At 55.2% G+C, this 23,346-nt stretch carries 21 protein-coding genes and 1 tRNA gene; 5 read left to right on the top strand and 17 right to left on the bottom strand.

Annotated elements, in window-relative coordinates; translation table 11 throughout:
- The first annotated feature begins 65 nt into the window (after window positions 1–65).
- Entirely contained in the window at window positions 66–1,592 is a 1,527-nt protein-coding gene (locus tag ACR0FG_RS03435; protein WP_480890101.1) for an MFS transporter, read from the top strand.
- 54 nt (window positions 1,593–1,646) lie between these two features.
- Here the strand turns inward: ACR0FG_RS03435 and ACR0FG_RS03440 are convergent, their stop codons facing one another.
- From ACR0FG_RS03440 to ACR0FG_RS03470, 7 genes are all read right to left on the bottom strand, one after another.
- Entirely contained in the window at window positions 1,647–2,987 is a 1,341-nt protein-coding gene (locus ACR0FG_RS03440) for a S41 family peptidase (protein ID WP_480890104.1), read from the bottom strand.
- Between the two features lie 6 nt (window positions 2,988–2,993).
- Window positions 2,994–4,127 carry a murein hydrolase activator EnvC family protein gene (locus tag ACR0FG_RS03445; protein WP_480890108.1) on the bottom strand — a complete coding sequence of 378 codons (1,134 nt, stop codon included), beginning with the start codon at window positions 4,125–4,127 and terminating at the stop codon, window positions 2,994–2,996.
- Window positions 4,124–5,641 carry a 2,3-bisphosphoglycerate-independent phosphoglycerate mutase gene (gpmI, locus tag ACR0FG_RS03450; RefSeq protein ID WP_480890111.1) on the bottom strand — a complete coding sequence of 506 codons (1,518 nt, stop codon included), beginning with the start codon at window positions 5,639–5,641 and terminating at the stop codon, window positions 4,124–4,126. Before gpmI ends, ACR0FG_RS03445 begins: the two co-directional genes overlap by 4 nt.
- 90 nt (window positions 5,642–5,731) lie before the next feature.
- On the bottom strand, window positions 5,732–7,408 hold the full coding sequence (locus tag ACR0FG_RS03455; RefSeq protein WP_480890113.1) for a sulfatase-like hydrolase/transferase: 1,677 nt from the start codon (window positions 7,406–7,408) through the stop codon (window positions 5,732–5,734).
- Between the two features lie 15 nt (window positions 7,409–7,423).
- Window positions 7,424–7,654 (bottom strand): (Na+)-NQR maturation NqrM, encoded by a 231-nt coding sequence (gene nqrM / locus ACR0FG_RS03460; protein WP_480890116.1) that lies wholly within the window; start codon window positions 7,652–7,654, stop codon window positions 7,424–7,426.
- A gap of 15 nt (window positions 7,655–7,669) precedes the next feature.
- Window positions 7,670–8,695 (bottom strand): FAD:protein FMN transferase, encoded by a 1,026-nt coding sequence (locus ACR0FG_RS03465; protein ID WP_480890118.1) that lies wholly within the window; start codon window positions 8,693–8,695, stop codon window positions 7,670–7,672.
- A 66-nt stretch (window positions 8,696–8,761) separates the two neighbouring features.
- Window positions 8,762–8,947, bottom strand: a complete 186-nt coding sequence (locus ACR0FG_RS03470; protein ID WP_480890121.1) for a hypothetical protein — start codon at window positions 8,945–8,947, stop codon at window positions 8,762–8,764.
- A 122-nt stretch (window positions 8,948–9,069) separates the two neighbouring features.
- Between ACR0FG_RS03470 and ACR0FG_RS03475 the strand changes: the two genes are divergently transcribed.
- The gene (locus ACR0FG_RS03475; protein ID WP_170710617.1) at window positions 9,070–9,594 is read left to right on the top strand and encodes a CBS domain-containing protein; all 525 of its coding nucleotides are present in this window, start codon (window positions 9,070–9,072) and stop codon (window positions 9,592–9,594) included.
- Window positions 9,595–9,614: 20 nt separating this feature from the next.
- On the opposite strand, the gene ACR0FG_RS03480 is transcribed toward ACR0FG_RS03475, so the two are convergent.
- From ACR0FG_RS03480 to ACR0FG_RS03510, 7 genes are all read right to left on the bottom strand, one after another.
- Window positions 9,615–10,394, bottom strand: coding sequence for a metallophosphoesterase family protein (locus ACR0FG_RS03480; RefSeq protein WP_480890124.1), 780 nt, complete (start codon window positions 10,392–10,394; stop codon window positions 9,615–9,617).
- Between the two features lie 91 nt (window positions 10,395–10,485).
- Complete coding sequence (nqrF, locus tag ACR0FG_RS03485) at window positions 10,486–11,709, bottom strand: NADH:ubiquinone reductase (Na(+)-transporting) subunit F (protein WP_480890127.1); 1,224 nt, start codon at window positions 11,707–11,709, stop codon at window positions 10,486–10,488.
- 10 nt (window positions 11,710–11,719) lie between these two features.
- Entirely contained in the window at window positions 11,720–12,328 is a 609-nt protein-coding gene (nqrE, locus tag ACR0FG_RS03490; protein WP_170658481.1) for an NADH:ubiquinone reductase (Na(+)-transporting) subunit E, read from the bottom strand.
- On the bottom strand, window positions 12,328–12,981 hold the full coding sequence (locus tag ACR0FG_RS03495; RefSeq protein ID WP_170710614.1) for an NADH:ubiquinone reductase (Na(+)-transporting) subunit D: 654 nt from the start codon (window positions 12,979–12,981) through the stop codon (window positions 12,328–12,330). The genes nqrE and ACR0FG_RS03495 overlap by 1 nt, the downstream gene beginning before the upstream one ends.
- Window positions 12,981–13,796, bottom strand: a complete 816-nt coding sequence (locus tag ACR0FG_RS03500; protein WP_480890129.1) for a Na(+)-translocating NADH-quinone reductase subunit C — start codon at window positions 13,794–13,796, stop codon at window positions 12,981–12,983. The genes ACR0FG_RS03495 and ACR0FG_RS03500 overlap by 1 nt, the downstream gene beginning before the upstream one ends.
- Window positions 13,789–14,997: an NADH:ubiquinone reductase (Na(+)-transporting) subunit B gene (locus tag ACR0FG_RS03505; RefSeq protein ID WP_480890132.1), complete on the bottom strand. Its 1,209-nt coding sequence runs from the start codon at window positions 14,995–14,997 to the stop codon at window positions 13,789–13,791. Before ACR0FG_RS03505 ends, ACR0FG_RS03500 begins: the two co-directional genes overlap by 8 nt.
- A gap of 5 nt (window positions 14,998–15,002) precedes the next feature.
- Complete coding sequence (locus ACR0FG_RS03510; protein ID WP_480890133.1) at window positions 15,003–16,346, bottom strand: Na(+)-translocating NADH-quinone reductase subunit A; 1,344 nt, start codon at window positions 16,344–16,346, stop codon at window positions 15,003–15,005.
- A 299-nt stretch (window positions 16,347–16,645) separates the two neighbouring features.
- On the opposite strand from ACR0FG_RS03510, the gene ACR0FG_RS03515 reads away from it, so the two are divergent.
- The 3 genes from ACR0FG_RS03515 (at window position 16,646) to ACR0FG_RS03525 (ending at window position 19,457) form a co-directional block, all read left to right on the top strand.
- Entirely contained in the window at window positions 16,646–17,758 is a 1,113-nt protein-coding gene (locus tag ACR0FG_RS03515) for a THUMP domain-containing class I SAM-dependent RNA methyltransferase (protein ID WP_480890136.1), read from the top strand.
- A 128-nt stretch (window positions 17,759–17,886) separates the two neighbouring features.
- Window positions 17,887–17,963 (top strand) — tRNA-Pro (locus tag ACR0FG_RS03520).
- A gap of 84 nt (window positions 17,964–18,047) precedes the next feature.
- The gene (locus ACR0FG_RS03525) at window positions 18,048–19,457 is read left to right on the top strand and encodes a tyrosine-type recombinase/integrase (RefSeq protein ID WP_480890139.1); all 1,410 of its coding nucleotides are present in this window, start codon (window positions 18,048–18,050) and stop codon (window positions 19,455–19,457) included.
- 192 nt (window positions 19,458–19,649) lie between these two features.
- Here the strand turns inward: ACR0FG_RS03525 and ACR0FG_RS03530 are convergent, their stop codons facing one another.
- Genes ACR0FG_RS03530 through ACR0FG_RS03540 form a run of 3 tightly spaced genes read right to left on the bottom strand, consistent with a single transcriptional unit; the run spans window position 19,650 to window position 22,896 of the window.
- Window positions 19,650–20,717, bottom strand: coding sequence for a serine/threonine-protein kinase (locus ACR0FG_RS03530; protein ID WP_480890141.1), 1,068 nt, complete (start codon window positions 20,715–20,717; stop codon window positions 19,650–19,652).
- Window positions 20,714–21,769 (bottom strand): serine/threonine protein kinase, encoded by a 1,056-nt coding sequence (locus tag ACR0FG_RS03535; protein ID WP_480890144.1) that lies wholly within the window; start codon window positions 21,767–21,769, stop codon window positions 20,714–20,716. Before ACR0FG_RS03535 ends, ACR0FG_RS03530 begins: the two co-directional genes overlap by 4 nt.
- Window positions 21,770–21,774: 5 nt before the next feature.
- Entirely contained in the window at window positions 21,775–22,896 is a 1,122-nt protein-coding gene (locus tag ACR0FG_RS03540) for a PP2C family protein-serine/threonine phosphatase (protein WP_480890147.1), read from the bottom strand.
- Window positions 22,897–23,346: the final 450 nt, after the last annotated feature.

Here is a 23,346-nt window from a genome sequence, read left to right on the forward strand (position 1 = left end):
TTCTTGTATCTTTTTTCGCGTTTTCCATGCAAAGATGAGGAAGGCCAAACATTTCAGGTGGTCCCATGGAACGAAAGAGTATCATCAAGGTCATCGCCCTGATGATAACGGGCTTTGGCATCGGCATCGACTTTACCGGTGCGCTGATGCTGGTCCCTGCCATCGAAAACAGCTTTGATGCGGATATCACAAGCACTCAATGGGTGCTGAATATCTACGCCTTGTTCTTCGCCATGACCATGGTTGCCGGGGGGCGCATGGGCGACATGTTCGGTCATCGCAAGATGATGATCATCGGGCTGTCGATCTTTCTATTCGCCTCGATCCTGTGTTTCGTATCTCCAGGTCTGGACTACCTGATCGGCGCACGGGCGCTGCAGGGGATCGGAGCGGGTTGTGTCTGGCCATGTACGCTGGCCTTCGGGGCCACCAAGGTTTCGCGCGAGGAACATCGCGCGCTGGTGATGGGCCTGATCCTTGCGGGTGTGACCACCGGCAACGTTTTCGGGCCTATGATCAGCGGCGCGGCGGTCAATTTCGGTGACTGGCGGATGTTCTTTCTGGCCAATGTGATCTTTTCCAGCATTTCGATGGCCACCGCGATATTGCTGATGGAACGCGAGACCGAGCACAAGAAAGGCGAGCATATCGATTTTGCTGGGATCGGCGTTCTGTCCTTCGCTGTGTTGTTACTGCTTTATGCACTGGACGTTGGTGCGGATTGGGGCTGGGTGTCAGTTCCTGTGCTGTTGTTGTTCTTTGTCAGCACCGTGCTTTTTGTTGCGTTTCCAAAGGTCGAAAGGCGCGTGAAAGAACCATTGTTGCTGCCGCAACTCATGCAGAATCGCGAATTTCTGATCACACTGGGCCTCAACATGTTCAACGTCTCGGCTGCGTTTGTGGGGCTGCTGTATTTTCCGCAATATATGCAAAAAGTTCTGGGCTGGTCGGTGTTCCACTCGGCACTTGGCCTGGCGCCGCTGACCGTGCTGCTGGCCGTGGGATCGATCGTTTCGGGCACTCTTTATAATGACTTTGGCCCCAAGCGGTTGTTGACCTGGGGCTATGTCAGCGCGACCGTGGGCGCCATCAGTGTTGTGATACTCCCAGCAAGCTTTGGGTATTTTCAGATTCTGCCGGGCATGGCGATGATTGGGCTGGGGGCCACGCTGACGGTGGGGCCATCCGGCACCGCCGCAGTTTGCGCTGTCAAGCCGGAACGCGCGGGCCTTGTGGGCGGGCTAAGCTTCATGACCCATCTGGTCTATGGTGCCATTTCGGTCGCCTGCGCAACAGCGATCATGTATGTGGCCAGCCTGTCCAGCCTGCGGTCCAGATTGTCTGATGCAGGTATCAAGCTGTCCGAGACAGATCAAAAAGCCATCAACGGTGGGACGCTTACAACCGATTCCGCCCGCGCCGTAATGCAAAAGCTAAGCACCGGTGAGGCGGAACAGGTCAAAACCGCTCTGGCCAGAGCGTTTGACAGTGGTATGAACATGGCCTTTGTCTTTGCCACATTCTCGGTCGCTTTTGGCATCGTGCTAGCGCGAATGCTGGATGAGAATAAGCTGCACAAGGTCGAGGGATAGCCGCAACGGGAAAGGGCCGCAACGCGTGCGGCCCTTGCATCTGGTTTAGCTCTATTACTGCGACGGACCGTTCGGCCGGAAGGCAGACAGGCCTTTGAGAATATCGATGGCGTAAGCCAGTTGATAATCCTGCTCGCGCAGTTCGGCGGTTGCTTCTGCCTTGGCCCGGTCTTCCTCAATCTGACGGATTTCATCCTCGCTCAGACTGTCATTGTTCAGGCTGCCGCGCAAATCGGCCTCGGACCGGGTGTTGGTGTTTGTTTCCTCTTCCTCAGTCGCAGGTGCTGGGCGCGGCTGCTCAACGATGATGTCAGGGCTGACACCAAGGGCCTGGATCGACCGGCCGGACGGCGTGTAGTAGCGCGATGTAGTCAGGCGCATTGCCCCGTCGCCCCGCAAGGGCATAACTGTCTGAACGGACCCTTTGCCGAAACTCTTGGTGCCGACCACGATGGCCCGGTTGTGATCCTGTAAGGCCCCTGCCACGATCTCGGACGCTGATGCTGAGCCGCCATTGATCAGCACCACAATCGGCTTGCCACCCGTCAAATCTCCCGCGGTCGCGTTGAAACGCTCACCATCCGCGGGGTCTCGGCCACGGGTTGAGACAATTTCACCCTCATCGAGAAACGCGTCAGACACTTTGATGGCCTGAGTCAGCAGACCGCCAGGGTTGTTGCGCAAATCCAGCACGATACCATTGACGTTTTCCAGACCGCCCGCTTCGTCGATCTGTTCTTCCAGCCCTTCCTTGAGGTTGGGGTATGTCTGATCATTGAATGTGGTCACACGCAGAACAACGCTGGTACCTTCGGTACGGGCACGCACGGCGGTCAATTTGATCGTGTCGCGAATGATCGTGATGTCGAACGGCTCGGCCTCGCCCTCGCGAACCACCGTAATCACAATCTCGGAGCCAACGGGCCCACGCATCAGATCAACGGCCGAATCCAGTGTCAGGCCCAGAATGCTTTCACCATCCACATGGGTGATGAAATCACCTGCCTCGATCCCGGCCTCATCGGCAGGGGTGTCATCGATAGGAGAGACAACTTTGACAAAGCCTTCCTCTTGCGTGACTTCGATGCCCAGGCCGCCGAACTCGCCACGTGTCTGTACACGCATCTGCTCGGCATCGTCGGGCGACAGGTAACTGGAATGGGGATCAAGCGAGGTCAGCATCCCGTCAATCGCCGCCTCGATCAGTTCGTCCGTTTCGACCTCTTCGACATATTGCGCACGGATGCGTTCGAAAATGTCACCAAACAGGTCCAGTTGCTGATACACATCCGCCTTGCGCTCGGCCTCTTGCGCCAGCAAAGGGCCTGCGATCTGTGTGGTTGCGATTATCCCTGCCACGGTTCCGGCCACACCGGCCATCACAAATTTTTTCATACTCGTCTATCCATCCTTGTCAGTCCGAAACCACGATTCCGGATCCACGGGGCTGTTGTCTTGTCTTACCTCTATATAGAGCGTTTCTGATCGGTCAGTTCCAGTGCCATCACCGCTTGTTGACATAATAGCGCCGATTCCCGGCGTTTCCCCTGGCATCAGGCCAACCGGGGTGCCTTTGGGGATGACCTGACCGGTCTGGCCGTAAACTTCTTGCAGGCCTGAGAATACAAAAAGCAACCCGGGCTGCGGCTCAAGAATAACCAAATTCCCCAGATCCAACAGCGGGCCGCGATAACGGATCGTGGCAGCCGTCGGTGACACGACAAGCGCACGAGGGCGTGTTCCCAAAATCATCCCGGGCCGCGTGACACCGGCCGCATCGGTTTCGCCAGCACGATGCAGCACGATTCCATGTGTCGGCAGCGCAATCCCGCCCTTTTGATCCGTTACATCGGCCTCAGTGCTTGCGATCTCACCATCCGATATTTCGGACAGGCCGCTGGCGAATCCGTCCAAGGTTTCCGTTGACGATATCAGAATGGCGGTTCGCACCGGGTCTTCAACAAAGCGGCGCGGTAAATCCGTGCGATCAGCAATCGCGGTGCTCAGCTTCGTTCGGGCCTCCTGAACCCCGGACAGACCATCGGCCAGCGTGTCAGCCGCGCTTTGTTGCAGGTTTCGCAGCGTCTGTACTTCGTTAAGATCACTCGCCAATGCCTGAGCGCGGGCATTTAGTCCCGGCGTGACCTCGGACAACATCATCCCGGTACGTGCAGCCCCCAGCGGGCCAGATGGATGCAGCATCAAAACTGGTGGTGCCGTGGTTTCGATTGTTTGTAACACACCAAGCAACTGGGCCACTTCATCTTCGCGCATCCGCAATTCGGCTGTCAGCTGTGATTCTCGCAAAGCGGCACGGCGCAATCCATCCCGCATAGCCGACAGGCCGGTTTCATAGGCCTGAATGGTATCTGTCAGCGCCTGCACCCTGTCGCGTGCACTTTCGGCTTCGGTTAACGCCACCGAGGCTTGTTCCAACAGTGTCGCAGCCTCAAGCGCTGCTGTTGCAGGATCGTTTTGCGCCGTCGCTGTCACCGGGCAAAGCACTATCGCAATCAGAAGTGCCCGCAGCGTCATGAGATCAGGCTTTCTCCGGTCATTTCCTGCGGTTTGGGTAAACCCATCAGATCGAGAATGGTTGGGGCCAGATCAGACAAGCGACCGTCGTGCAAAGAGGCCCCGACGGGGCCGCCGACAAGAGCGACCGGCACAGGGTTCAGCGTATGCGCCGTATGCGGCCCCCCGGTTTCCGGGTCGACCATCATCTCGCAATTGCCGTGATCAGCGGTCACAATCATCGCACCGCCTGCCTTTTCAAGGGCTGAAACGACTTGCCCAAGCCCCTGATCGACAGCTTCGCAAGCCTTGATCGCGGCCTGAAGATCACCAGTGTGCCCTACCATGTCAGGATTTGCATAGTTCGTGACAATCAGGTCGTAGCCTGCCTCAATCGCTTCGACAAATTTCTTTGTCACTTCGGCCGAGGACATTTCGGGCTGAAGATCATAGGTCGCAACCTTGGGGGATTGTGGCATATAGCGGTCTTCCCCCACCTCGGGTTGTTCCTTACCACCGTTTAGGAAAAAGGTCACATGAGGGTATTTCTCGGTTTCGGCCAATCGAAACTGTCTCAAGCTCTGTTTGGCGACCCATTCACCCAACGTATTCACGATATCCCGCTTGGGAAACACGGTGGTCATGTAGGCGTTGTGCCCCTCGGAATACTCGACCATGCCCAATAATGCGGAAAGATCGGGGCGTGGCCCGGTGTCAAAATCGACAAAGCCCGGTTCACCAAGTGCGCGCAGGATTTCACGCGCCCGGTCTGCCCGGAAATTCAGGCAGAAAAACCCATCGCCATCCTGAACACCGTCATACCCGGCCAGAACTGTCGGCACGATAAACTCGTCGGTTTCTGAAAGGCTATACGCGTGGTCCACCGCCGATTGTGCGGTCTGCTCCACCCGACCCTGTCCTTTGATCATTGCGGCGTAGGCATCGGATACACGTTCCCAGCGATTGTCTCGGTCCATCGCAAAGTAGCGACCACATACAGTCACTATGCGAGCGTTGTCGGGCAGGCGTTCTTCCAGTTCCGAGAGATATGTCAGCGCAGATTTCGGGGCCACGTCGCGCCCATCGGTGACCGCGTGCAGGGCAACCGGAACACCCGCATCGGTGATGGTCTGTGCCGCTGCGACAATGTGGTTCAGATGACCATGCACACCGCCGTCCGAGACCAAACCCATCATATGCGCGGACCCACCCGCCGCTTTGACGCGGGCAATGAAATCCTGCAAGGCGGCGCTTTCACGAAACGAACCATCTTCGATTGCTAGATCAATCTGTCCCAGATCCATAGCGACCACCCGGCCTGCACCAATATTGGTATGACCAACCTCGGAATTGCCCATCTGCCCGCTGGGCAACCCGACATCGGGGCCATGGGTGATCAGTTTGGCATGTGGTCCATTGGTCATGATCGCATCGAAGACGGGCGTTTGGGCCAAAAAGGGCGCGTTTGCCTCGGTTCTGTCGGACAGGCCCCAACCGTCGAGAATGCACAAAACTACGGGTTTGGGCCTGGCCATCTGTCTAGTTCTCCGGTCGCTGCTCGTGCTTTCTCTTCTATCCCTTGCTTCCACAAGGGTGAACCGCCTTTTGCGCAAGGACGCACAGTTTTAATCTGTGCCGTCTTTGAGATCACCAAACGGGCGGGTCTTGCGGTTCCGGTACTTCACCGTCAGCTCTAAAGGGGTATCGTTTTCGTCATAGATCCCAATGACTACTCCGGTGCCACCGCTTTTTGACCTCATGTTGATCAGCTGTTCTTTTGACCGCGTGGTTCGCTGGGACGGACGACGGGCCCAGGCAAACAGGTGCTCGTACATCTGGGCAATGACGTCGCTGTGATCTGGGCTGTTGCCCAGATCAACCAACTCATCAGGATCATTCGCGAGATCAAATAGGATGGGCCTGTGCCCACCCTCACAATGGATCAGTTTCCATTTCTTGTTCGCGACCATGAACATGACCGCATCACGGACCGACGCATCCAACCTCTGCGCGATCGGAGAGGCCGAGTAATCATACTCGCAAATCGCCACATCGCGTGGGGTTTGGTCGGCTTGCCCATGCAGGATGGGCAGCAGCGAATGACCCTCGAGGATATGATCCGCAATCTTCCCACCTGCAACTTCAACAAAGGTCGGGGCCAGGTCGATGGCCTCGACAAGTGCGTCGCAAGTTGTACCGCGTGTGGCGTCAGCCTGCGGCGAGGGATCGTAGATGATGAGCGGCATTTTGGTCGATGCATCATGGAAGAATGTCTTTTCACCCATCCAATGATCGCCCAGAAAATCGCCATGGTCCGAGGTCAGCACGATCATGGTGTCCTGCATCCGCCCAGTTTCTTCCATCCAGTCGAACAAGCGACCCATCTGGTCATCGGCCTGTTTGATAAGACCCATATAGGCTGGAATCACTGCATCGCGCACTTCGTCACGCGAAAAGGCCTGACCAACTTTTGTATCCATAAATACCTTGAGGACCGGATGTGCATTCTGCCGCTCCGCATCGGACCGAACCGGTGGCAGCACGTGTTCGGGATTATACATCGAAGCGTAAGGCTCGGGCACGATATAGGGCCAATGCGGCTTGATATAGCTGAGGTGACAGCACCACGGTCCGGCATGGCCCTTCATGAATTCCATGCCACGTGTGGTCAGATAAGGCGTTTCGCTGTCTTCCTCGGCAATATTTGCGGCCTCAGACGAATTTTTCAGAAACCAGCCCGATAGCACGTTACCGTCCTTGTCCAACCCCGAATTCGCAAAGTCGTGCCAGGGATTGTCGCTCTCATACCCTTTGGCGGCCAGATATTCGTTGTATTTCTTGGCTCCGTCAGGGTCATAAAAACCATCCGGCCCTTCTGCACGCAGCCCGTCGTCACGCTCGAACACGTCAAACCCGCATTCAGCCACCCGCGCGCCGATGATACTGTCTGGCTCCAACCCCAGACGCGCCATGCCTTCGGCATCGGCAGCCATGTGGGTTTTGCCGACCAACCAGCAATCCATCCCTGCCTTTCGGAGATGATCGCCCAGAGTGATCTCACCAACCTTCAGAGGAATGTTGTTCCACGATGCGCCATGTGAATGCACGTAGCGCCCAGTATAGGTCGACATGCGTGAACTGCCGCAAATCGGCGACTGGATATAGGCGCGCGTGAACCGCACACCCTTCGATGCCAACCGGTCTATATTCGGAGTATGAAGATGCGGATGTCCGTAGCAACTGAGGTAGTCCCAGCGTAGCTGATCGAACATGATGAAAAGGATGTTCTTGGCTTTGCTCATGCCAAGAGTGGTATCCTAGCCTTCCATTTGCTGCAGCATCTTTTTTGCACGCTTGCACTGCAACTGATCGCGCAGTGGGCTATCCGGATCGATATCCTTCTGACACACAACACATTTGTCGGCACCCGAAATGGCGTTCAGGCCACCGCAACTGCCCTTGATGGTTTTGCCCATCAGCATCACGCCAAGCGCCATACCAATCATCACGATCAGCAATAGGAAAAAGGCCAGGATGAAGGTGGTCATAACGGCTCCTACCGGTCAGTTGGTCCCCAACGCATCCTTGAACGCGCTGCTTTGTACCGTGATATAGGCATCTTCGCCGCTTGTCACATCCCGCGCGATGAAAAACACGGCAAGTTCATGTTGCTCGGCCAGTTCCATTCCCCGCTCCTGCCCCAGCGCCAGCATCGCGGTGGCCCACGCATCCGCCATCATCGCGTTTTCTGCCAACACTGTCACCGAAGTCGTCCGATGCGTGATCGGACGCCCCGTTGTGGGGTCAATGATGTGTGAATAGCGCACACCATCATGTTCAAAGAAATTTTTGTAGTCACCCGATGTGGCCATGCCCCGATCCGCAACCGGGACGACAAGCTGAATGCTCTGCGCACCTGCTTCGGGCTTTTCGATGCCAATTCGCCAGCTTTCGCCTTTGTCATTCTCGCCCTTGGCAACCAGATCGCCACCAATCTCGACCATATAGTTCTCGATACCAGCCTCAGCCAACGTCGCTGCAACCGCATCAATACCATAGCCTTTGGCGATTGCCGAAAGGTTGATGCCAACGCTGCCATCCGACTTCGACAATGTTCCGGTTTCCGAGTTCAGCGAGAGCAAACGATCCTGCCCCACAGCATTCAATGCAGTCTGGATCTCTTCGTCCGAAGGCACGGGATCTTCAGGTTTGCGCGGGCCAAAGCCCCACAGCTCGATCAGTGGGCCGAGCGTGACGTCGAACGTGCCGCCTGACTTTTCATGCACTTCATTTGCTGCCGTCAGAACAAGCGCAAACTCTTTGGAAACTGCGATGGGATCAGTGCTTGTCGATGCCGAGAAGCTTGAGACTTCTGAGTTTGGATCCCAGTTGGACATCTTGCCGTTGACCTCGGCCAAAGTCTGCTGAACCGAGGCTGCAAGAGTGTTCTCGTCAAGGTCATCGCCAATCGCCGTGATATTGAACGTTGTGCCCATGGTCTCGCCGGAAAGACGAACAACATCTGGTTCCTTGTCGAACAAGCAGCCGGACACAATGAACACTAAAGCCAGGGCAGTCAGTTGGCGCATCTTGAAACCTCGTGGGAATATCGTGATCGGCGTATGCCAGCGTCCCCAATCAGAGTCAAACCGGGGTTAGATCTTCAGCGGCAGAAACCCCAGCGCCAACAGTCCGATGGCGGCGGGAACGCCGTAGAGCCATGCGCGTTTTTGCCAGCCAGGTGGTTGTTGCTTCCACAAGCGTCGAAAATTGTGGCCACAAACGACGACACTCAAAAAGATCAGCGCAGCCACTGGCGGGGTCAGAAACAGCTGGCTCATCGCGTGAAAATCCCTGTGATGTGGCGGAGTTGCGCCAGATTTCGAAATTGCACCCTATACAGGGCTTTCCCCTGCGATAAGGTAGTAGGGACAGCCATTTTCCAAGTCGGAGGAGACCGCCCATGGCCCCAAGCTCTTACCAGCCGCCCACACGTGGCGACAAGGCCGATGCCGCCACCCGTAGCCAGTCCGTCGAGTCGAATTTGTCGCATACCAATACGACCGTGGCCAAGCTGCTGGAAGGCAAAGGAGACGCGGTGATCGCCGTTCGCCCCAATGACACCATCCACTCGGTCGTTGATATCCTGCGGGACAAGCGTATCGGTGCCGTTGTGGTAACGGACCAGAATGGAACATTGCAGGGTATCCTATCTGAGCGCGACATTGTGCGCCGCATGGCCGATACACCCGGCCAGACCCTGCCGCAGTCGGTCGAGGATCTGATGACCCGCGACGTCAAGACCTGCGCGCCCGAGGACTTTTTGAACGATGTTCTGAAAACCATGACCGAAGGACGCTTTCGCCATATGCCTGTGATGAGCGACGGTAAATTGCGCGGCGTTATAACCATCGGAGATGTGGTTCATTTCCGCCTGAAAGAACTGGAGTACGAAGCGCTCCGAATGAAGCAGATGATCGTCGGTTGATCAAATCAGCAGGACCCGTCCTACAGGCGCGTGACACCTTGCCGATCTGTTGACAGGAAGCGGATCTGACCTCGGGAGATTTCGGCTGCAGTCAGCTGTCCGGATGCAAACGCTCCGGTATCAACTGAAATCACGCCATGGCTAACCGTTGGCTCAGTTACAATCGTATGACCCCGAACGACCCATTGCCCATCCTTGCGCGGGCGTTCGGGAAATCGTGGATGACCCCAAAGGCACACCTGCCGGGTCTGATCTTGGACCGGCTTGGCCGGATCAAGTGCTGCGTGAACCACTGTGACGTTCCCGCTGGTCCAGTTCAGTGGAAGGTTCGTCAACCAATCCAACAAGGATTCGCCCATCTCGATGCGCAAGTCTTGAGCAATCTTTTCGGCCTCACCTTCGGGAATAGACTGCGTATCTATTCCAAATGAAGCAAGCGTTTCCAAACCGCCGTTCCGCGCCCACATCCGGGCCATTCCTTCGGGGTCGTCGAGAAACTGCAAAAGCATGTCTTCGTGGTTGCCGCTCAGACAGATCACACGCCGGGTATCATCGCAGCTGAGGCTCTGCAGATGGCGCAAAACCTGCGCGCTGTTTTTTCCCCTGTCTATGTAGTCCCCGACGCAAACTATCGGACAATCCGCATCCAGTTCTGCAAACAGTCTTTGCAGCAGGTCGAAGCGACCATGGACATCACCCACAACATAGAACCGCTCATCAGGCGCAAGCTGTTGTAGTGCGTCCTCCTGATCCTCTTCCACCGGCGCGGAGAATAGTCTTTTGATAAATTTCGTTACCATTTGCTGCGAGCCCCGACGCAGATTCCTTTGTATCAGCCAGAACCGCCATCAAAGAAAAACCGGCGCTATTGGCGCCGGTTTTTCTTTTTTGTTAGCCGCCGAAATCGTCGAGCATAATGTCCTCACGATCCACGCCCAGATCCAGCAGCATGTTGATGACCGACTGGTTCATGATTGGTGGACCACACATGTAGTATTCGCAGTCTTCCGGTGCCGGGTGGTTCTTAAGGTATTCTTCGAACAGCACGTTATGAATGAACCCGGTATAGCCCTTCCAGTCATCTTCGGGCTGGGCGTCCGACAATGCAACGTGCCACTCGAAATTGTCGAACTCTTTGGCCAGAGTGTCGAAATCCTCGACAAAGAACATCTCTTTCTTGGACCGCGCACCATACCAGAAGCTGATCTTGCGGTTGCGGTTCTCAAGGCGTTTTAGCTGGTCGAAGATGTGGCTGCGCATAGGTGCCATACCCGCACCGCCGCCAATGAACACCATCTCTTTCTCGGTTTCGCGAGCGAAGAATTCGCCGAATGGGCCCGAGATCGTCACCTTGTCACCCGGTTTCAGGTTAAAGATATAAGACGACATTTGACCCGGTGGGATCCCCTCCGCTCCCGGAGGTGGCGATGCGACCCGGACATTGAGCATGATCATGCCCCTTTCGTCCGGATAGTTGGCCATCGAGTAGGCCCGCTCAATCGGTTCGTTCACCACAGACTTGTACTGCCACAAGTTAAAGCGGTCCCAGTCCTCGCGATATTCTTCTTCTACATCGAAATCCGTGTAGGCCAACTGGTGCGCGGGTGCTTCGATCTGGATGTAGCCGCCTGCGCGGAAATTCACATCCTCACCTTCTGGCAGATCCAGTGTCAGGGCCTTGATAAAGGTCGCAACGTTCTCATTCGAGCGGACCGTGCACTCCCATTTCTTGACGCCAAAGACCTCTTCCGGGACCTCGATATCCATATCCTGCTTGACCGCGACCTGACAGGACAGGCGATCGCCGCAGGATGCCTCGCGCTTGGTGATATGGCTCTCCTCGGTCGGCAAGATCGACCCACCACCCGAATGTACCCGCACCCGGCATTGCGCACAGGTGCCGCCGCCGCCGCAGGCGGAGGGGACAAAAAGTTTCTCCGCCGCCAGCGTTTGCAGCAGCTTGCCACCAGCGGGGACCGAAATGGTTTTCTCGCCATTGATGGTTATGTTGACGTTGCCGGTCGAAACCAGCTTGGACCGCGCGGCCATGATGATGGCCACCAGTGCAAGAACGATCAGGGTAAAGAGGATGACGCCTAGGCTAAAAGTTTCCATTGCGCCCTCCTTACAGTTTCACGCCCGAGAAGGACATGAAGGCCATCGCCATCAGACCTGCGGTGATGAAAGTGATACCCAGCCCCTGCAAACCGTCGGGAATATCCGAGTATTTCAGCTTTTCCCGAACGCCCGCCATCGCGGTGATCGCCAGAGCCCAGCCAAAGCCGGAGGACAGGCCATAGGTCGCCGCCTCGGCAAAGTTATAGTCACGTTCCACCATGAACAGCGAGCCACCCAGAATGGCGCAGTTCACTGTGATCAGCGGCAGGAAAATCCCCAGAGCGTTATAAAGCGGCGGGAAATACTTATCCAAAACCATCTCAAGGATCTGCACCATCGCCGCGATCACGCCAATATATGAGATCAGGCCAAGGAATGTCAGGTCAACATCCGGGAACCCGGCCCAGGCCAGAGCGCCCGGTTTCAGCAAATAATTCAGCAGCAGGTTGTTGGCAGGCACAGTGATGGCCTGGACGACCATGACCGAGATACCCAAACCCAGCGCCGTTGAGATCTTCTTGGACACGGCGATGAAGGTACACATCCCCAGAAAGAAGCTAAGCGCGAGGTTTTCGACAAAGATGGCCTTTACGGCCAGTGAAATCAGGGCTTCCATCAGTGCGCCTCTACCTGCTGGATTTTGTATTCACGTTCTTCAACCTGGTTCGGCTTCCATGTGCGGAAGGCCCAGATGATCAGGCCGATGATGAAGAACGCCGAGGGCGGCAGCAGCAACATGCCGTTCGGGACGTACCAGCCACCATTGTTCACCGTCTGCAGGATGGTCACGCCAAACAGCGAGCCCGCGCCGAACAGCTCGCGAATGAAGCCGACCAGCAGCAGGATCAGGCCGTAGCCCATACCGTTGCCCATGCCGTCGATGAACGACGCGACGGGCGGGTTCTTCATCGCAAACGCCTCGGCCCGGCCCATCACGATGCAGTTTGTGATGATAAGGCCCACGAACACGGACAGGGTTTTCGAAATCTCAAACGCGTAAGCCTTGAGGATCTGGTCTACCAGGATCACCAGCGAGGCGATGATGACCATCTGCACGATGATCCGGATCGAGCCCGGAATCTGGTTACGGAGACATGAGATGAAGAAGGACGAGAACGAAGTCACGAAGATCACCGCCAGCGCCATCACCATCGACACCTGCAGCGACGACGTCACTGCCAGCGCCGAACAGATGCCTAGTACCTGCAGCGTGATCGGATTGTTGTCGACAAGCGGGTCGACCAGCATCTCTTTCTTGGTCTGGGACATCAGATCTCTCCTGCTTGCAGTTTGGCCAGGAACGGAGCATAGCCCGCATCGCCCATCCAGAATTTCACCAGGTTGTCGACACCGACAGAGGTCAGTGTGGCCCCGGCCAGCGCATCGATGTAAAAATCAGGCCCGGCTGCGGGTTGAGACTTGGCGACGGTGATCTGCAGATCACCATTGTCGTCGCGCAGTTTCTTGCCATTCCACAGCGCTTTCCAGCGCGGGTTGTCAACCTCGGCCCCAAGACCGGGGGTTTCGCCGTGCTGATAGAATTGCAATCCGTAGATATCGTTGCCGTTATTTTCCAGCGCAATAAAACCGTAGAGCGTGGACCACAGACCATAGCCGTGAAGCGGCAGAACCACTTTGTCCAAACCACCCGCGTCGTCGCGCAACAGATAGATCACGCGATATTTCGACTTGCGGCCAATGCCCGCCGGATCATCATCCAGCGCTACGCTCAGCTCTGGGTCGCTTGCAGCGGCGATGTCATCGAATGTAGCCGGGTCAAACCGATCGTCGACGAACTCACCTGTTGCCAGCTCAAGCACATGCGGTTCGAACGCGGCGAATGCCTCGGTTACGTCGATGCCCGGCTCGTAGACGCCTGCAACCTGCAACACGTTGACCTGTTTGTCTTTCAGCCGGTTGATCTCTTGTACCGGGCGTAGACTTACTGCCGCCGCAGACACAACCATGGATGCCACGAGGCAAACGGCGACAGCGATAAAGATCGTCTTGCCAACCGAATCCGGCGAGGCCGCCAGGAACCGGGCAATCGCGCCCTTGGGTTCAGGGGATTGCGTATCAGACATGGCGACGCGCCCTCCGTTTGATGTTTGCCTGCACGACGAAATAGTCGATCAGCGGGGCAAAGACGTTGCCGAACAGAATAGCCAGCATCATACCTTCTGGGAAAGCGGGGTTGATGACGCGGATCATCACAACCATGACACCGATCAGCGCACCATAGATATAGCGGCCCGTATTGGTATGGCTGGCCGAAACAGGCTCGGTCACCATAAACGCCAGACCAAAGGCATAACCGCCCAGTACGATGTGCCAGTACCAGGGCATCGCGAACATCGGATTGGTATCTGACCCGATCAGGTTCAGCAGCAGCGAGAAACCAATAGTTCCCGCCAAGCAGCCCACAATCAGGCGATAATTGGCAATCTTGGTCATCAGCAGAAAGGCCAGACCGATCATGCAGGCCAGCGTCGAGGTTTCACCAAAGCTGCCCTGAATGGTGCCAAAAAACGCGCTGGACCATGTGATCCCCTCGGCGGCCAGCGCCTGTACGCCTTCGGCTGCGGACACTGCCAGCGCGGTCGCGCCCGAAAAACCGTCAACCGGTGTCCAGACCGCGTCGCCCGACATCTGCGCCGGATAGGCGAAATACAAAAACGCCCGCCCCACAAGAGCAGGGTTGAGAAAGTTCTTGCCGGTGCCGCCAAACACCTCTTTGCCGATCACAACACCGAAAATGATACCAAGAGCAACCTGCCACAAGGGCGTAGTCGCCGGCATGATCAGTGTGTAAAGCATTGAGGTTACAAGAAAGCCCTCGTTCACCTCATGACCGCGCACGGTGGCAAAGATGACCTCGAAGATTCCACCCGCGACCAGTGTGACGATGTAGATCGGCAGGAAATACAACATCCCGTGGAACAGATTGGCAAACAGGCTGGCCGGGTCCAGCGAAATGCCGAACATCTGCAACAGGGCAATCCGCCAACCGGTTGCGGCCTCAGGTCCCAGCGTGGCAATGGCCGAGTTCGCCTGATAGCCGGTGTTCCACATTCCCCATAGGATACAAGGGATTGTCGCGATCACGACATAGGTCATGATCCGCTTCATATCCACATAAGACCGCGCGTGCGGGGCGACGGTGGTGACGGTTTTCGGAGTGTAGATAAAGCTTTCCACCATCTCGTAGATAGGAAAATACTTCTCGTACTTGCCGCCCTTGGTAAAGTTCGGCTCGATCCGATCAAAGAAGCTGCGCAAACCCATGTGGCTCAGCCCTCCTTTTCAATCTTGCTGAGGCAGTCGCGCAGCGCCAGCCCGTATTCATATTTCGCCGGACAGGCAAAGCCCACAAGGCCCATGTCTTCTTCATCCAGTTCCAGCGCACCCAGCGCCTGCGCCGTATCGGTGTCCATCACCAAAAGCGCCCGCAGCAGTTGTGTCGGCAGATAGTCCTGCGGCATCAGTTCTTCGAACACACCCGTGGGCACCATTGCGCGCCGTCCACCGTTAAGGTTTGACGTGAAAGCATAGAGCTTCTTGGCAAACGCCGATCCCAAAACCGGCTGCACCGCGTATTTGGACGGCATGGGAAGGATCCAGCCAAGAGTGTGCTGATCATGGTCTTCGCGGATAACGGCGATCTGACGTGCAAAGCGGCCCAGATAGGCTGTTGGGCCTTCGGCATGGCGACCCGACAGGATCGATCCCGAGATAATCCGTGCGGTCCCCTCAATATTGACCTCATCCCGCGTCAAGTCCTCTGTCGAGGCTCCCATGACGGTGCGGATCAATCTGGGATTGCGCGCCCCGGGGCCAGACAGCGCGATCACAACATTCGGATCCAGATGTCCGGTCTGCATCAGACGGCCAATGGCAATCACATCCTGATACCCGATGGTCCAGACCTGTTTGTCGCCGACCAACGGCTCAAGAAAATGGATATGCGTGCCTGCCAGACCGGCTGGGTGCGGGCCGGAGAACGCCGCAGCCTCAATCCCGGGCTGATCGGCCCCGGGGATCGACGCACCCTCTTGTTGACACAGATAGGTCTTGCCATCGGTCAGTTGCGAAACCGCCGCAAGCCCTGCGGCAAACGCGTCACCCGCATCTGCTATGATCAAAGCGGGATCGGCAGCCAAAGGATCGGTATCAGTCGCGGTCACGAAAATCGCAGCCGGTTTACTGCCCGGCTCAGGCATCTTGGAATAGGGTCGGGTCCGAAATGCGGTCCAAAGACCTGCGGCACACAGCTTGGCGGTGACACCCTCGGCACTTGCATCATCGCCGATGCCGGAAAAGTCCACTCCGATGTCGTTGGCGTCCGTTACTTCGATGACCACACTTTGCAGCACACGCCGAGCGCCCCGATTGATGGCCACGACCTTGCCCGTCAGCGGCGCAACCATCATCGCATCGGGGGCATCCTTGTGACAAAACAGCGGCGTACCGCGTTTAACCTCATCGCCGTCCTGCACCAGCATCTTGGGTTTGAGCCCGATATAGTCGCTGCCCAAAACTCCGACGGTGGAAAACTCTGGCCCTGGTTGGATGTTTTGTTCGGGGGCGCCCTCAACCGGCAGATCCAGCCCTTTTTTCAGTTTGAAAGTTTGCATGTCGCTACGTTCTTCCAAGCCTCTTTTCTTGCGCCAGTTGTTTCCTACCATCGCGCGACGGCTTTGAACAATGCGAATAGTCAAAACAGCGACAACGCAAATGCGCGAGGTGCCGACAAGAATCCGCGGGCGTTATTCCGATTACGGCCCCTTTACGCGGGGATGAGATTAAACGCAAACCCGTTACCGCCTAAAGTGCATTGTCAATAACACATTCTGGCAAAGATGGGCTAACAGAGTCTACCTGCGAGCAGGATTTGCGTGTCGCGCTTGCCGCGCAACCGGTGTAATCACCGGGCATGGAACAAGCGAACGAACTGGACATATTTCTGATTGCAACTCCCGGCCTCGAAGCACCGTTGTGTGCCGAAGCCATTGACCGCGGGTTTTCCTTGCCGCGCATTGTGTCCGGCGGTGTCACCTGCAAAGGCGGGTGGTCCGAAGTCTGGCGCGCAAATCTGGAACTACGCGGCGCAACCAAGGTTCTTGTTCGTTTGGGCAGTTTCCCGGCAGTGCATCTGGCACAGTTGGATAAACGAGCCCGCAAGTTTCCCTGGTCCGAGTTTCTGCGACAGGATGTTCCGGTGAAGGTTGAGGCCGTGAGCCGGAAGTCACGAATTTATCATGCTGGCGCGGCCCGCCAGCGCGTTGAACGCGCGATCGCCGAAACTCTGGGGGTGCCCATTTCTTCCGAGGCGAGCCTGCGCGTAATGCTGCGAATCGAAAAGGATATCTGCACATTTTCGGTGGACAGCTCAGGCGAGCCTCTGCACAAACGCGGTCACAAAACCGCCGTCGCCAAGGCGCCGATGCGTGAAACCATGGCCGCGATGTTCCTGCGTGAATGCGGATTTACCGGATCCGAACCAGTTATGGACCCAATGTGCGGCTCCGGCACTTTTGTTATTGAAGCGGCTGAATTCGCAGCCGGTCTAAATCCCGGGCGGTCGCGCCGGTTTGCGTTCGAGGACCTTGCCGGGTTCGACGGTGACATCTGGCAAAGTATGCGCAGCGGCGCACCGGCCCAGACACCCGATCCTGCATTTTATGGATCCGACCGAAACGCCGGAGCCATTGACGCCGCTATCGAGAACGCGCATCGCTCAGGGGTCGAACGCACCGCCCAGTTCCGGCAATGCGCGGTCAGCGATATCAAACCTCCATCCAGCCAGACCGGGCTGATCATAACCAATCCGCCCTATGGCGCCCGGATCGGTGACGAAAAGCGCCTGCGCTCTCTTTATGGCAGTCTCGGCAAAACCCTGATGACCCGCTTCAAAGGCTGGCGCGTCGGAATTGTGACCAGCAACCCCACACTCGCGCGCGCCACTCGCCTGCCCCTGCTCGCTCCTGGTCCGGTCGTTGACCACGGAGGCACAAAGATCCGCCTCTATCGCACTGATCCCCTATGACGTAGGGTCCAACGCAAACGTGGTAGGACACGGATTCCCAAGTGCAAACAATGCGCGTGGTCGGGCCCAATGGATCGAAAATCCCCCTTGCGCATCCAAATCACCGGGTATAGATCACCCGCCACGGTCGGAGTGTAGCTCAGCCTGGTAGAGCACTGTCTTCGGGAGGCAGGGGTCGGAGGTTCGAATCCTCTCACTCCGACCAATAAAATCAAGAACTTACGCGAAAATTGAAACTTGCAACTGGTGCAATCTTGCACGAGCTGCACAAATTCGCGAGGATGTTCTTATGAAGAACCCTGCCCCATATGTGCGCCAACGGTCTGATTCTTACTGGGAAATCGTCTATGACGATCCCACTACGGGCAAGAAGAAGCGCAAGGCCACAGGTACCAAAGGTCAAGCGGAGGCGGAGAAAAAGCTATCCGAGTTTGACCCGGTCGTAACCGCTGACGCGGTCGATCCTGATGCCCCACGTCTGCGCCGCCGCAAAGACGGATATTGGGAATCCGTATGGACGGAAGACGGAAAGACGCGCCGGAAATCCCACGGCACTAAGTTGCAAGTCGCGGCAGAGGCGGCGCATACCGTATTCATCCAAGAACTAGCAAAACCGGAAATACCTACCCGACCGACAATCACGTGGGTGGTTGATCAGTATTACGACTACATCTGCCGGGAAAAAGCGGAGTCCACGTCAGGCCCAATGGCCGCAAACGTGGCACCACTGAAAGAACATCTCGGGCATCTGTTCTGGGATGAAATCGTACAGGACACCGTGGATGAATACATTGAATGGCGCATGGAGAAACCACGGTGGATCGCACACCAAAAGTCCGAGGGGCAGTTTGGCAAAACTAGCCGCAATACTGCTTGCAAGGACCTGCGTGTGCTTCGCGCCGCGCTAACGCGCGCACGCAAGAACCGATACACCAGCTATCCGCCGGACTTCTCCATTAAGGAAGGTGAGCCGGTCCGTGAAACCAAGGTATGGCTAACTGCGGAAGAACTGGAACGGATGGTTGCCGCCTGCGAACCCAAGCCCATTTTCGTTAACGGAAAGGAAATTGACCGGGAACGCGACCGGTCCCACTTGGAAGCGTTTCTGTTGATCGCGCACGCTACTGGCGCAAGGAAGGAAGCAATCCTTTCTTTGAAGTGGGATCAGGTGTACATTCCTGAGCCGGTCTTGAAGAAGGCCAGCGAAATTCGCGGTAGCGTTGCCCATGACGCGTACGGCAATGAGGCAATACCTCGCAAGTCTGCGTTGTTGGAGTATGGGAATTCGCCTTTGAACTATGAAACAGGCGAAAACGTCAGTGGGGCCTATATCGACTTCGGTGCGGGCAGTGGAAACAAGCGACGCCCTGCGATCCCGATAGGCCAAAACTGGCGCTTGATGAATTACTTGCTTTTTGGCGGTGATCGGGAACAGCCGTATGTGATTTCCTACAATGGAAAACCCGTGAAGAGTTTGAAGAAAGGTCTGGCCGAAGTCGCCAAGGAGGCAGGCGTCAAAAAGCCCGTTTCTCATCACACTATGAAGCGCACAGCGATAACACACATGGTCCGCGCAGGCGTGCCCTTCAACATCATTGCCGAGGCGGTGAACACTACGGAAGATGTGTTGAAGAAGCACTACAGTATGCATCGCCCCGACATTGAAGCCGCGCTAGGGGATGCTTTGTCGATCAGGTGAAATGGCTAGGGCCGCCAACGCGACCCTTTTCACCCTGATAGGGGTGATTGGGTCCTGTTACCAGCAATTGGTAGGACCAACTATTTTTTGGCCAAACTGGGCAGCGAAACTGTTTGCCGCGTGTGCTCTAGAGGAAGACGCAAGTTTAATTTTTCTGACTTAGTTTGACAGTGAACTGCAGACAAGCTGCACTCACTTCAGCTTGAGAACAGGCAAGGCACGTGGTGCCTGACCACCATCGTAGCAGGAAAAAACTACGTTTTCGTTGACCTTAGGCAAATCGCCAAAAACGCTGTCTTTGTGAAAAAATACGTCGTCACCTGAAGTTCTAATGAAGCCCCATGAGTTATACATGTAATTCTTGATTGTGCCGATTTTTCGATCCGAAACCGTGTAGCAAAGCGCATCACACATCTCAACAAGTTGGTCGGCAGTGGGCCGGCTGGTCGCATCGGATTGCAAGCATTGGTTGGCAATTTCGATGATCTCTTCAGCGAGTGGCCTAAACTGTGAGTTTGATTTAACAAAATTTGGGGTGCTGATAGGTGTGTTTTTAGTAATGTTGCCGATAGCACGAAGGCCGGAGCCGTAAGGATAGTCACCGTACAAGACGTGTAAAACAATCGCTCCGATTGACCATACGTCTGCTGGTAAGCCAACAGTTTCAGGAGCGTCGATTGCTTCCGGGGCCATGTATGGAATTGCCCCCAAGGCGGTTGCGGAGGCGGAGAGCGAAGCGTCACCGCCTTCAGCAGCCTCTTCCATTTCAGCTTCAGCCATTTTTGCAATGCCAAAATCGGTTACTTTCAATTCTGACACATTATAATCGCCGACGACCATAATATTTGTTGGCTTAAGATCACGGTGAACTACACCATTATGGTGGGCAGCAGCGACCCCCTTTGCCAAATGACGAAAAATTTTGGCGACTAGGTAAGGGTCAAGGTATTTGGTTCTTTTCAGCAGCGCTGCTTTCAGGTCTTTGCCTGCGATCAACTCCTCAATTAGAAAGGTTGAACTATTCTCTTCGACATAGTCTAGAGTCTTCGCCACATTGGGATGATTTACTTTTGCGGCAACAATTGCACTGCGTTTAAATCGTTTTTCTGCGGACGGATTCTTTGGGGTCTTTAGGGCCACGACTCTGTCTGTCACAGAATCCTTAGCAACATACACAAATTGCATACCGCCTTCGTCGAGGTAATTTTGAACGACATAGCGACCACCAATGGTTTGACCTGAAGTTAGAGGGCCACTCATGCGACGATCTCCGGGTTAGATAGGTCAAAAGTCACGTATGCTCGCTCGCTCGCTCTTCTTTCAGGCCCGCCAAGGGTTAGAACACATGCGCCAGGAAGAATATCGCCCACCGATGCAAATGCGTTGTTCACAAACACATCGCCTGAAACGCTCGCAACACAAAATGATAGGCCGTCATACTCAATTTTCACGCTCGCGACTGTCCCGTATCTCAGGCTCACAGAAGTGTTGTCTTTGTCTAGATATGATGGCTTCCCATTGAGCACCACTAAAGCTCTGTGTCGATTGAAAAGAAGGTGTTTCTCGATGGCGTGGCAAACGTCGCTCATTTTTGGGCGGTCGGCGGGGATATGCCGCATGCAATCAAAAAGTATGTCAGCCACATCCGCCGGTATCGGGAATGGTAAATTCAAAAAAGGATTGCTGGCGAAGACACTCGGTGGAGTAGAGCTTAATTCGGCGCACTGTACTTGTGTTCCGAAATATAATGCAGTTGCCCCGAATGCAAACGTGTCGATGCCCTGTGTAAATTGCGTACCTGCCACATATTGTTCTGGAGCCGAATAGCCCACAGTTCCGACAAACCCAACTGTCGCTGCGTCCGGACCATCTTCTCGAGCCAGCCCAAAGTCGAAAATCTTGAGAATTCCCTCTTGGTCGATCTTCATATTGTTCGGCTTGAGGTCTCTGTGGATCAATCCCGCCTTATGTATGTCCGCGATTCCGGATGCAATTTGCCAAACGACAAAAAGGAAATCGTTGGTAGATTGGGGTGCGAGGTCATCGGAAAACAAATCTTTTCCGTCTACGAATTCTTGCACAATGCCAACGCTGGTGCTGTCTACGCAAATATCGAATACTTGCACAACATGCTTCGAGCGTATCGTGTACAGAGCTTCCAGCTCATCTTTCAACCGGCGTGTTTCAAAACGCCTTGGCATCACCTTCAGGGCTACTGGACGTTCTAGAATGCGATCATAGCACTTAAAAACAGTTGCCATGCCACCATCCATTGCGTTGCCATCAATGGCATATCGCTCAGGCAAGTTCATGAAAATTACTCTTTTTTGGAAAATTCAATGTCCAGTTGAGGCGTGTCATTATCCGTCGGCTTTTTTGCACGGCTCTTCTTAGGTTTTTTGGGAGTAGCCTTGCTAATAGTTTTACCAGTGGGGGGCAAAAGTTCTCGCTCTTCTTCCTCAATCAGTTGTGGTTCTACGTCATCATCAACGACCTTAGCCTGTGCTTGGATTGAATTTTTGGGTGAAACGCCAGTGCCCTGTTGCCGATTTGTGGTCAGGTTAGGTGGTAGTTGAATGTCAAGCTCACCAAACGCATCCCAAATCTGTATTCCATCGCCGACCGCGTGGCGTTCCGAAGGCTGAAATGGGACCCCAATACATGCTATTGTTGCATTGTCCGGCCCCCCGCACCATTTGGCCACCTCGACTAACCGCTTAGCGGTAGCGCCTGCATCTGGTGCATTCTGTATGATGCTCTTGAACCAGTCCGAGCCATTTTCAAGGTAGTGAACTCCGTCAGTTGTTAAGATTAGCTGACCTGCTAAAGCTCCGTCTACATCTCCCAGATGAGGTTCGAGGTCTTTCCCCATTCCGACGAACTGAAGAATTTTTGAATGTTCCGCAGGAACCGCCCCGCTTCTCTTCAACTGTCCAGCAATAGTATCGTCAGTAGTCAGTAACTTCAGTGAATTCCTTGAATGAAAGTAAATTCGGCTATCTCCAGCGCTCACCCAAAGAGCACGTGTTTCAGCAGAAAACATCACGGCTACTAAAGTCGAACCGCCTCTTCCAAGATAGTCGCGATAAACTGCTTCATTGGCATAATTGGCCGCCTCCACCATTCGCGCAGCCGGAGATAGGTTGTTCCTCTGCGAAAGCTCGCAAATTGCCGAGGCAAACGATGCAATCGAAAGTGCTGCGCACGCTGCACCATCATTCATTCCACCTATCCCATCAGCAACCACCGCAACTGCGTACTCTCTTGCTTGGGCGTCAACGCCTTTGAAGATTATTGCCTTGTCTTGGTTATCGCTGCGAACGTTTCCAATCTCGCTGGCTATTGCTCCCCTTAATGAAGCAACCTTGCGAACACCTGATGAACCGGTTTCTCGCTGTAACCAGTTGTATATTTTTCGCTGTACGAAGCTTTTATCCATGGAATCCAATATTTGGTAGCCGATGGCTCACCGTATCTTCTTTTTGGGAACATTACGTCTCCCCTAGGTCGGTGGCAATCTCTGAATTTGGTTGTAAGTCTGTTCCTTCGGTAGAAAGACTTGTCGACGAAGTCATCCAAAGCGTTACGCACTACGGTTAGTTACGTAACCCGGTCCTTGCTATAACTCCCCCAATTGTAGAGCTGAAAATCAGGATCGTGGCGAAGAACCGCAGCAGAAGCAACACTGACTTTGTCAGCATCTTGCCTCAGGCATCTACATAGTTAGGTCAATGACTGCTTCTGGCGGGTAACGCTACGTATTTGCAGCCACTGCTGAGGTCAACTCCCGGTCCTGCCTGTCTGACGTCAGCACCAATGGGACAGTTTAGGTCGATTTGATAAGAGAGGGTTTCTGGCTCATCGTAACCGCCAAGGAGTGGAGATGAGA

This window comes from Ruegeria sp. E1 (genome assembly GCF_056534225.1).

Bases quoted from the DNA above. Each gene is read 5' to 3' on its own strand.
- ACR0FG_RS03435 (WP_480890101.1), top strand. From the start codon at position 66: ATGGAACGAAAGAGTATCATCAAGGTCATCGCCCTGATGATAACGGGC.
- ACR0FG_RS03440 (WP_480890104.1), bottom strand. From the start codon at position 2,987: ATGAAAAAATTTGTGATGGCCGGTGTGGCCGGAACCGTGGCAGGGATA.
- ACR0FG_RS03445 (WP_480890108.1), bottom strand. From the start codon at position 4,127: ATGACGCTGCGGGCACTTCTGATTGCGATAGTGCTTTGCCCGGTGACA.
- gpmI (WP_480890111.1), bottom strand. From the start codon at position 5,641: ATGGCCAGGCCCAAACCCGTAGTTTTGTGCATTCTCGACGGTTGGGGC.
- ACR0FG_RS03455 (WP_480890113.1), bottom strand. From the start codon at position 7,408: ATGAGCAAAGCCAAGAACATCCTTTTCATCATGTTCGATCAGCTACGC.
- nqrM (WP_480890116.1), bottom strand. From the start codon at position 7,654: ATGACCACCTTCATCCTGGCCTTTTTCCTATTGCTGATCGTGATGATT.
- ACR0FG_RS03465 (WP_480890118.1), bottom strand. From the start codon at position 8,695: ATGCGCCAACTGACTGCCCTGGCTTTAGTGTTCATTGTGTCCGGCTGC.
- ACR0FG_RS03470 (WP_480890121.1), bottom strand. From the start codon at position 8,947: ATGAGCCAGCTGTTTCTGACCCCGCCAGTGGCTGCGCTGATCTTTTTG.
- ACR0FG_RS03475 (WP_170710617.1), top strand. From the start codon at position 9,070: ATGGCCCCAAGCTCTTACCAGCCGCCCACACGTGGCGACAAGGCCGAT.
- ACR0FG_RS03480 (WP_480890124.1), bottom strand. From the start codon at position 10,394: ATGGTAACGAAATTTATCAAAAGACTATTCTCCGCGCCGGTGGAAGAG.
- nqrF (WP_480890127.1), bottom strand. From the start codon at position 11,709: ATGGAAACTTTTAGCCTAGGCGTCATCCTCTTTACCCTGATCGTTCTT.
- nqrE (WP_170658481.1), bottom strand. From the start codon at position 12,328: ATGGAAGCCCTGATTTCACTGGCCGTAAAGGCCATCTTTGTCGAAAAC.
- ACR0FG_RS03495 (WP_170710614.1), bottom strand. From the start codon at position 12,981: ATGTCCCAGACCAAGAAAGAGATGCTGGTCGACCCGCTTGTCGACAAC.
- ACR0FG_RS03500 (WP_480890129.1), bottom strand. From the start codon at position 13,796: ATGTCTGATACGCAATCCCCTGAACCCAAGGGCGCGATTGCCCGGTTC.
- ACR0FG_RS03505 (WP_480890132.1), bottom strand. From the start codon at position 14,997: ATGGGTTTGCGCAGCTTCTTTGATCGGATCGAGCCGAACTTTACCAAG.
- ACR0FG_RS03510 (WP_480890133.1), bottom strand. From the start codon at position 16,346: ATGCAAACTTTCAAACTGAAAAAAGGGCTGGATCTGCCGGTTGAGGGC.
- ACR0FG_RS03515 (WP_480890136.1), top strand. From the start codon at position 16,646: ATGGAACAAGCGAACGAACTGGACATATTTCTGATTGCAACTCCCGGC.
- ACR0FG_RS03525 (WP_480890139.1), top strand. From the start codon at position 18,048: ATGAAGAACCCTGCCCCATATGTGCGCCAACGGTCTGATTCTTACTGG.
- ACR0FG_RS03530 (WP_480890141.1), bottom strand. From the start codon at position 20,717: ATGAGTGGCCCTCTAACTTCAGGTCAAACCATTGGTGGTCGCTATGTC.
- ACR0FG_RS03535 (WP_480890144.1), bottom strand. From the start codon at position 21,769: ATGAACTTGCCTGAGCGATATGCCATTGATGGCAACGCAATGGATGGT.
- ACR0FG_RS03540 (WP_480890147.1), bottom strand. From the start codon at position 22,896: ATGGATAAAAGCTTCGTACAGCGAAAAATATACAACTGGTTACAGCGA.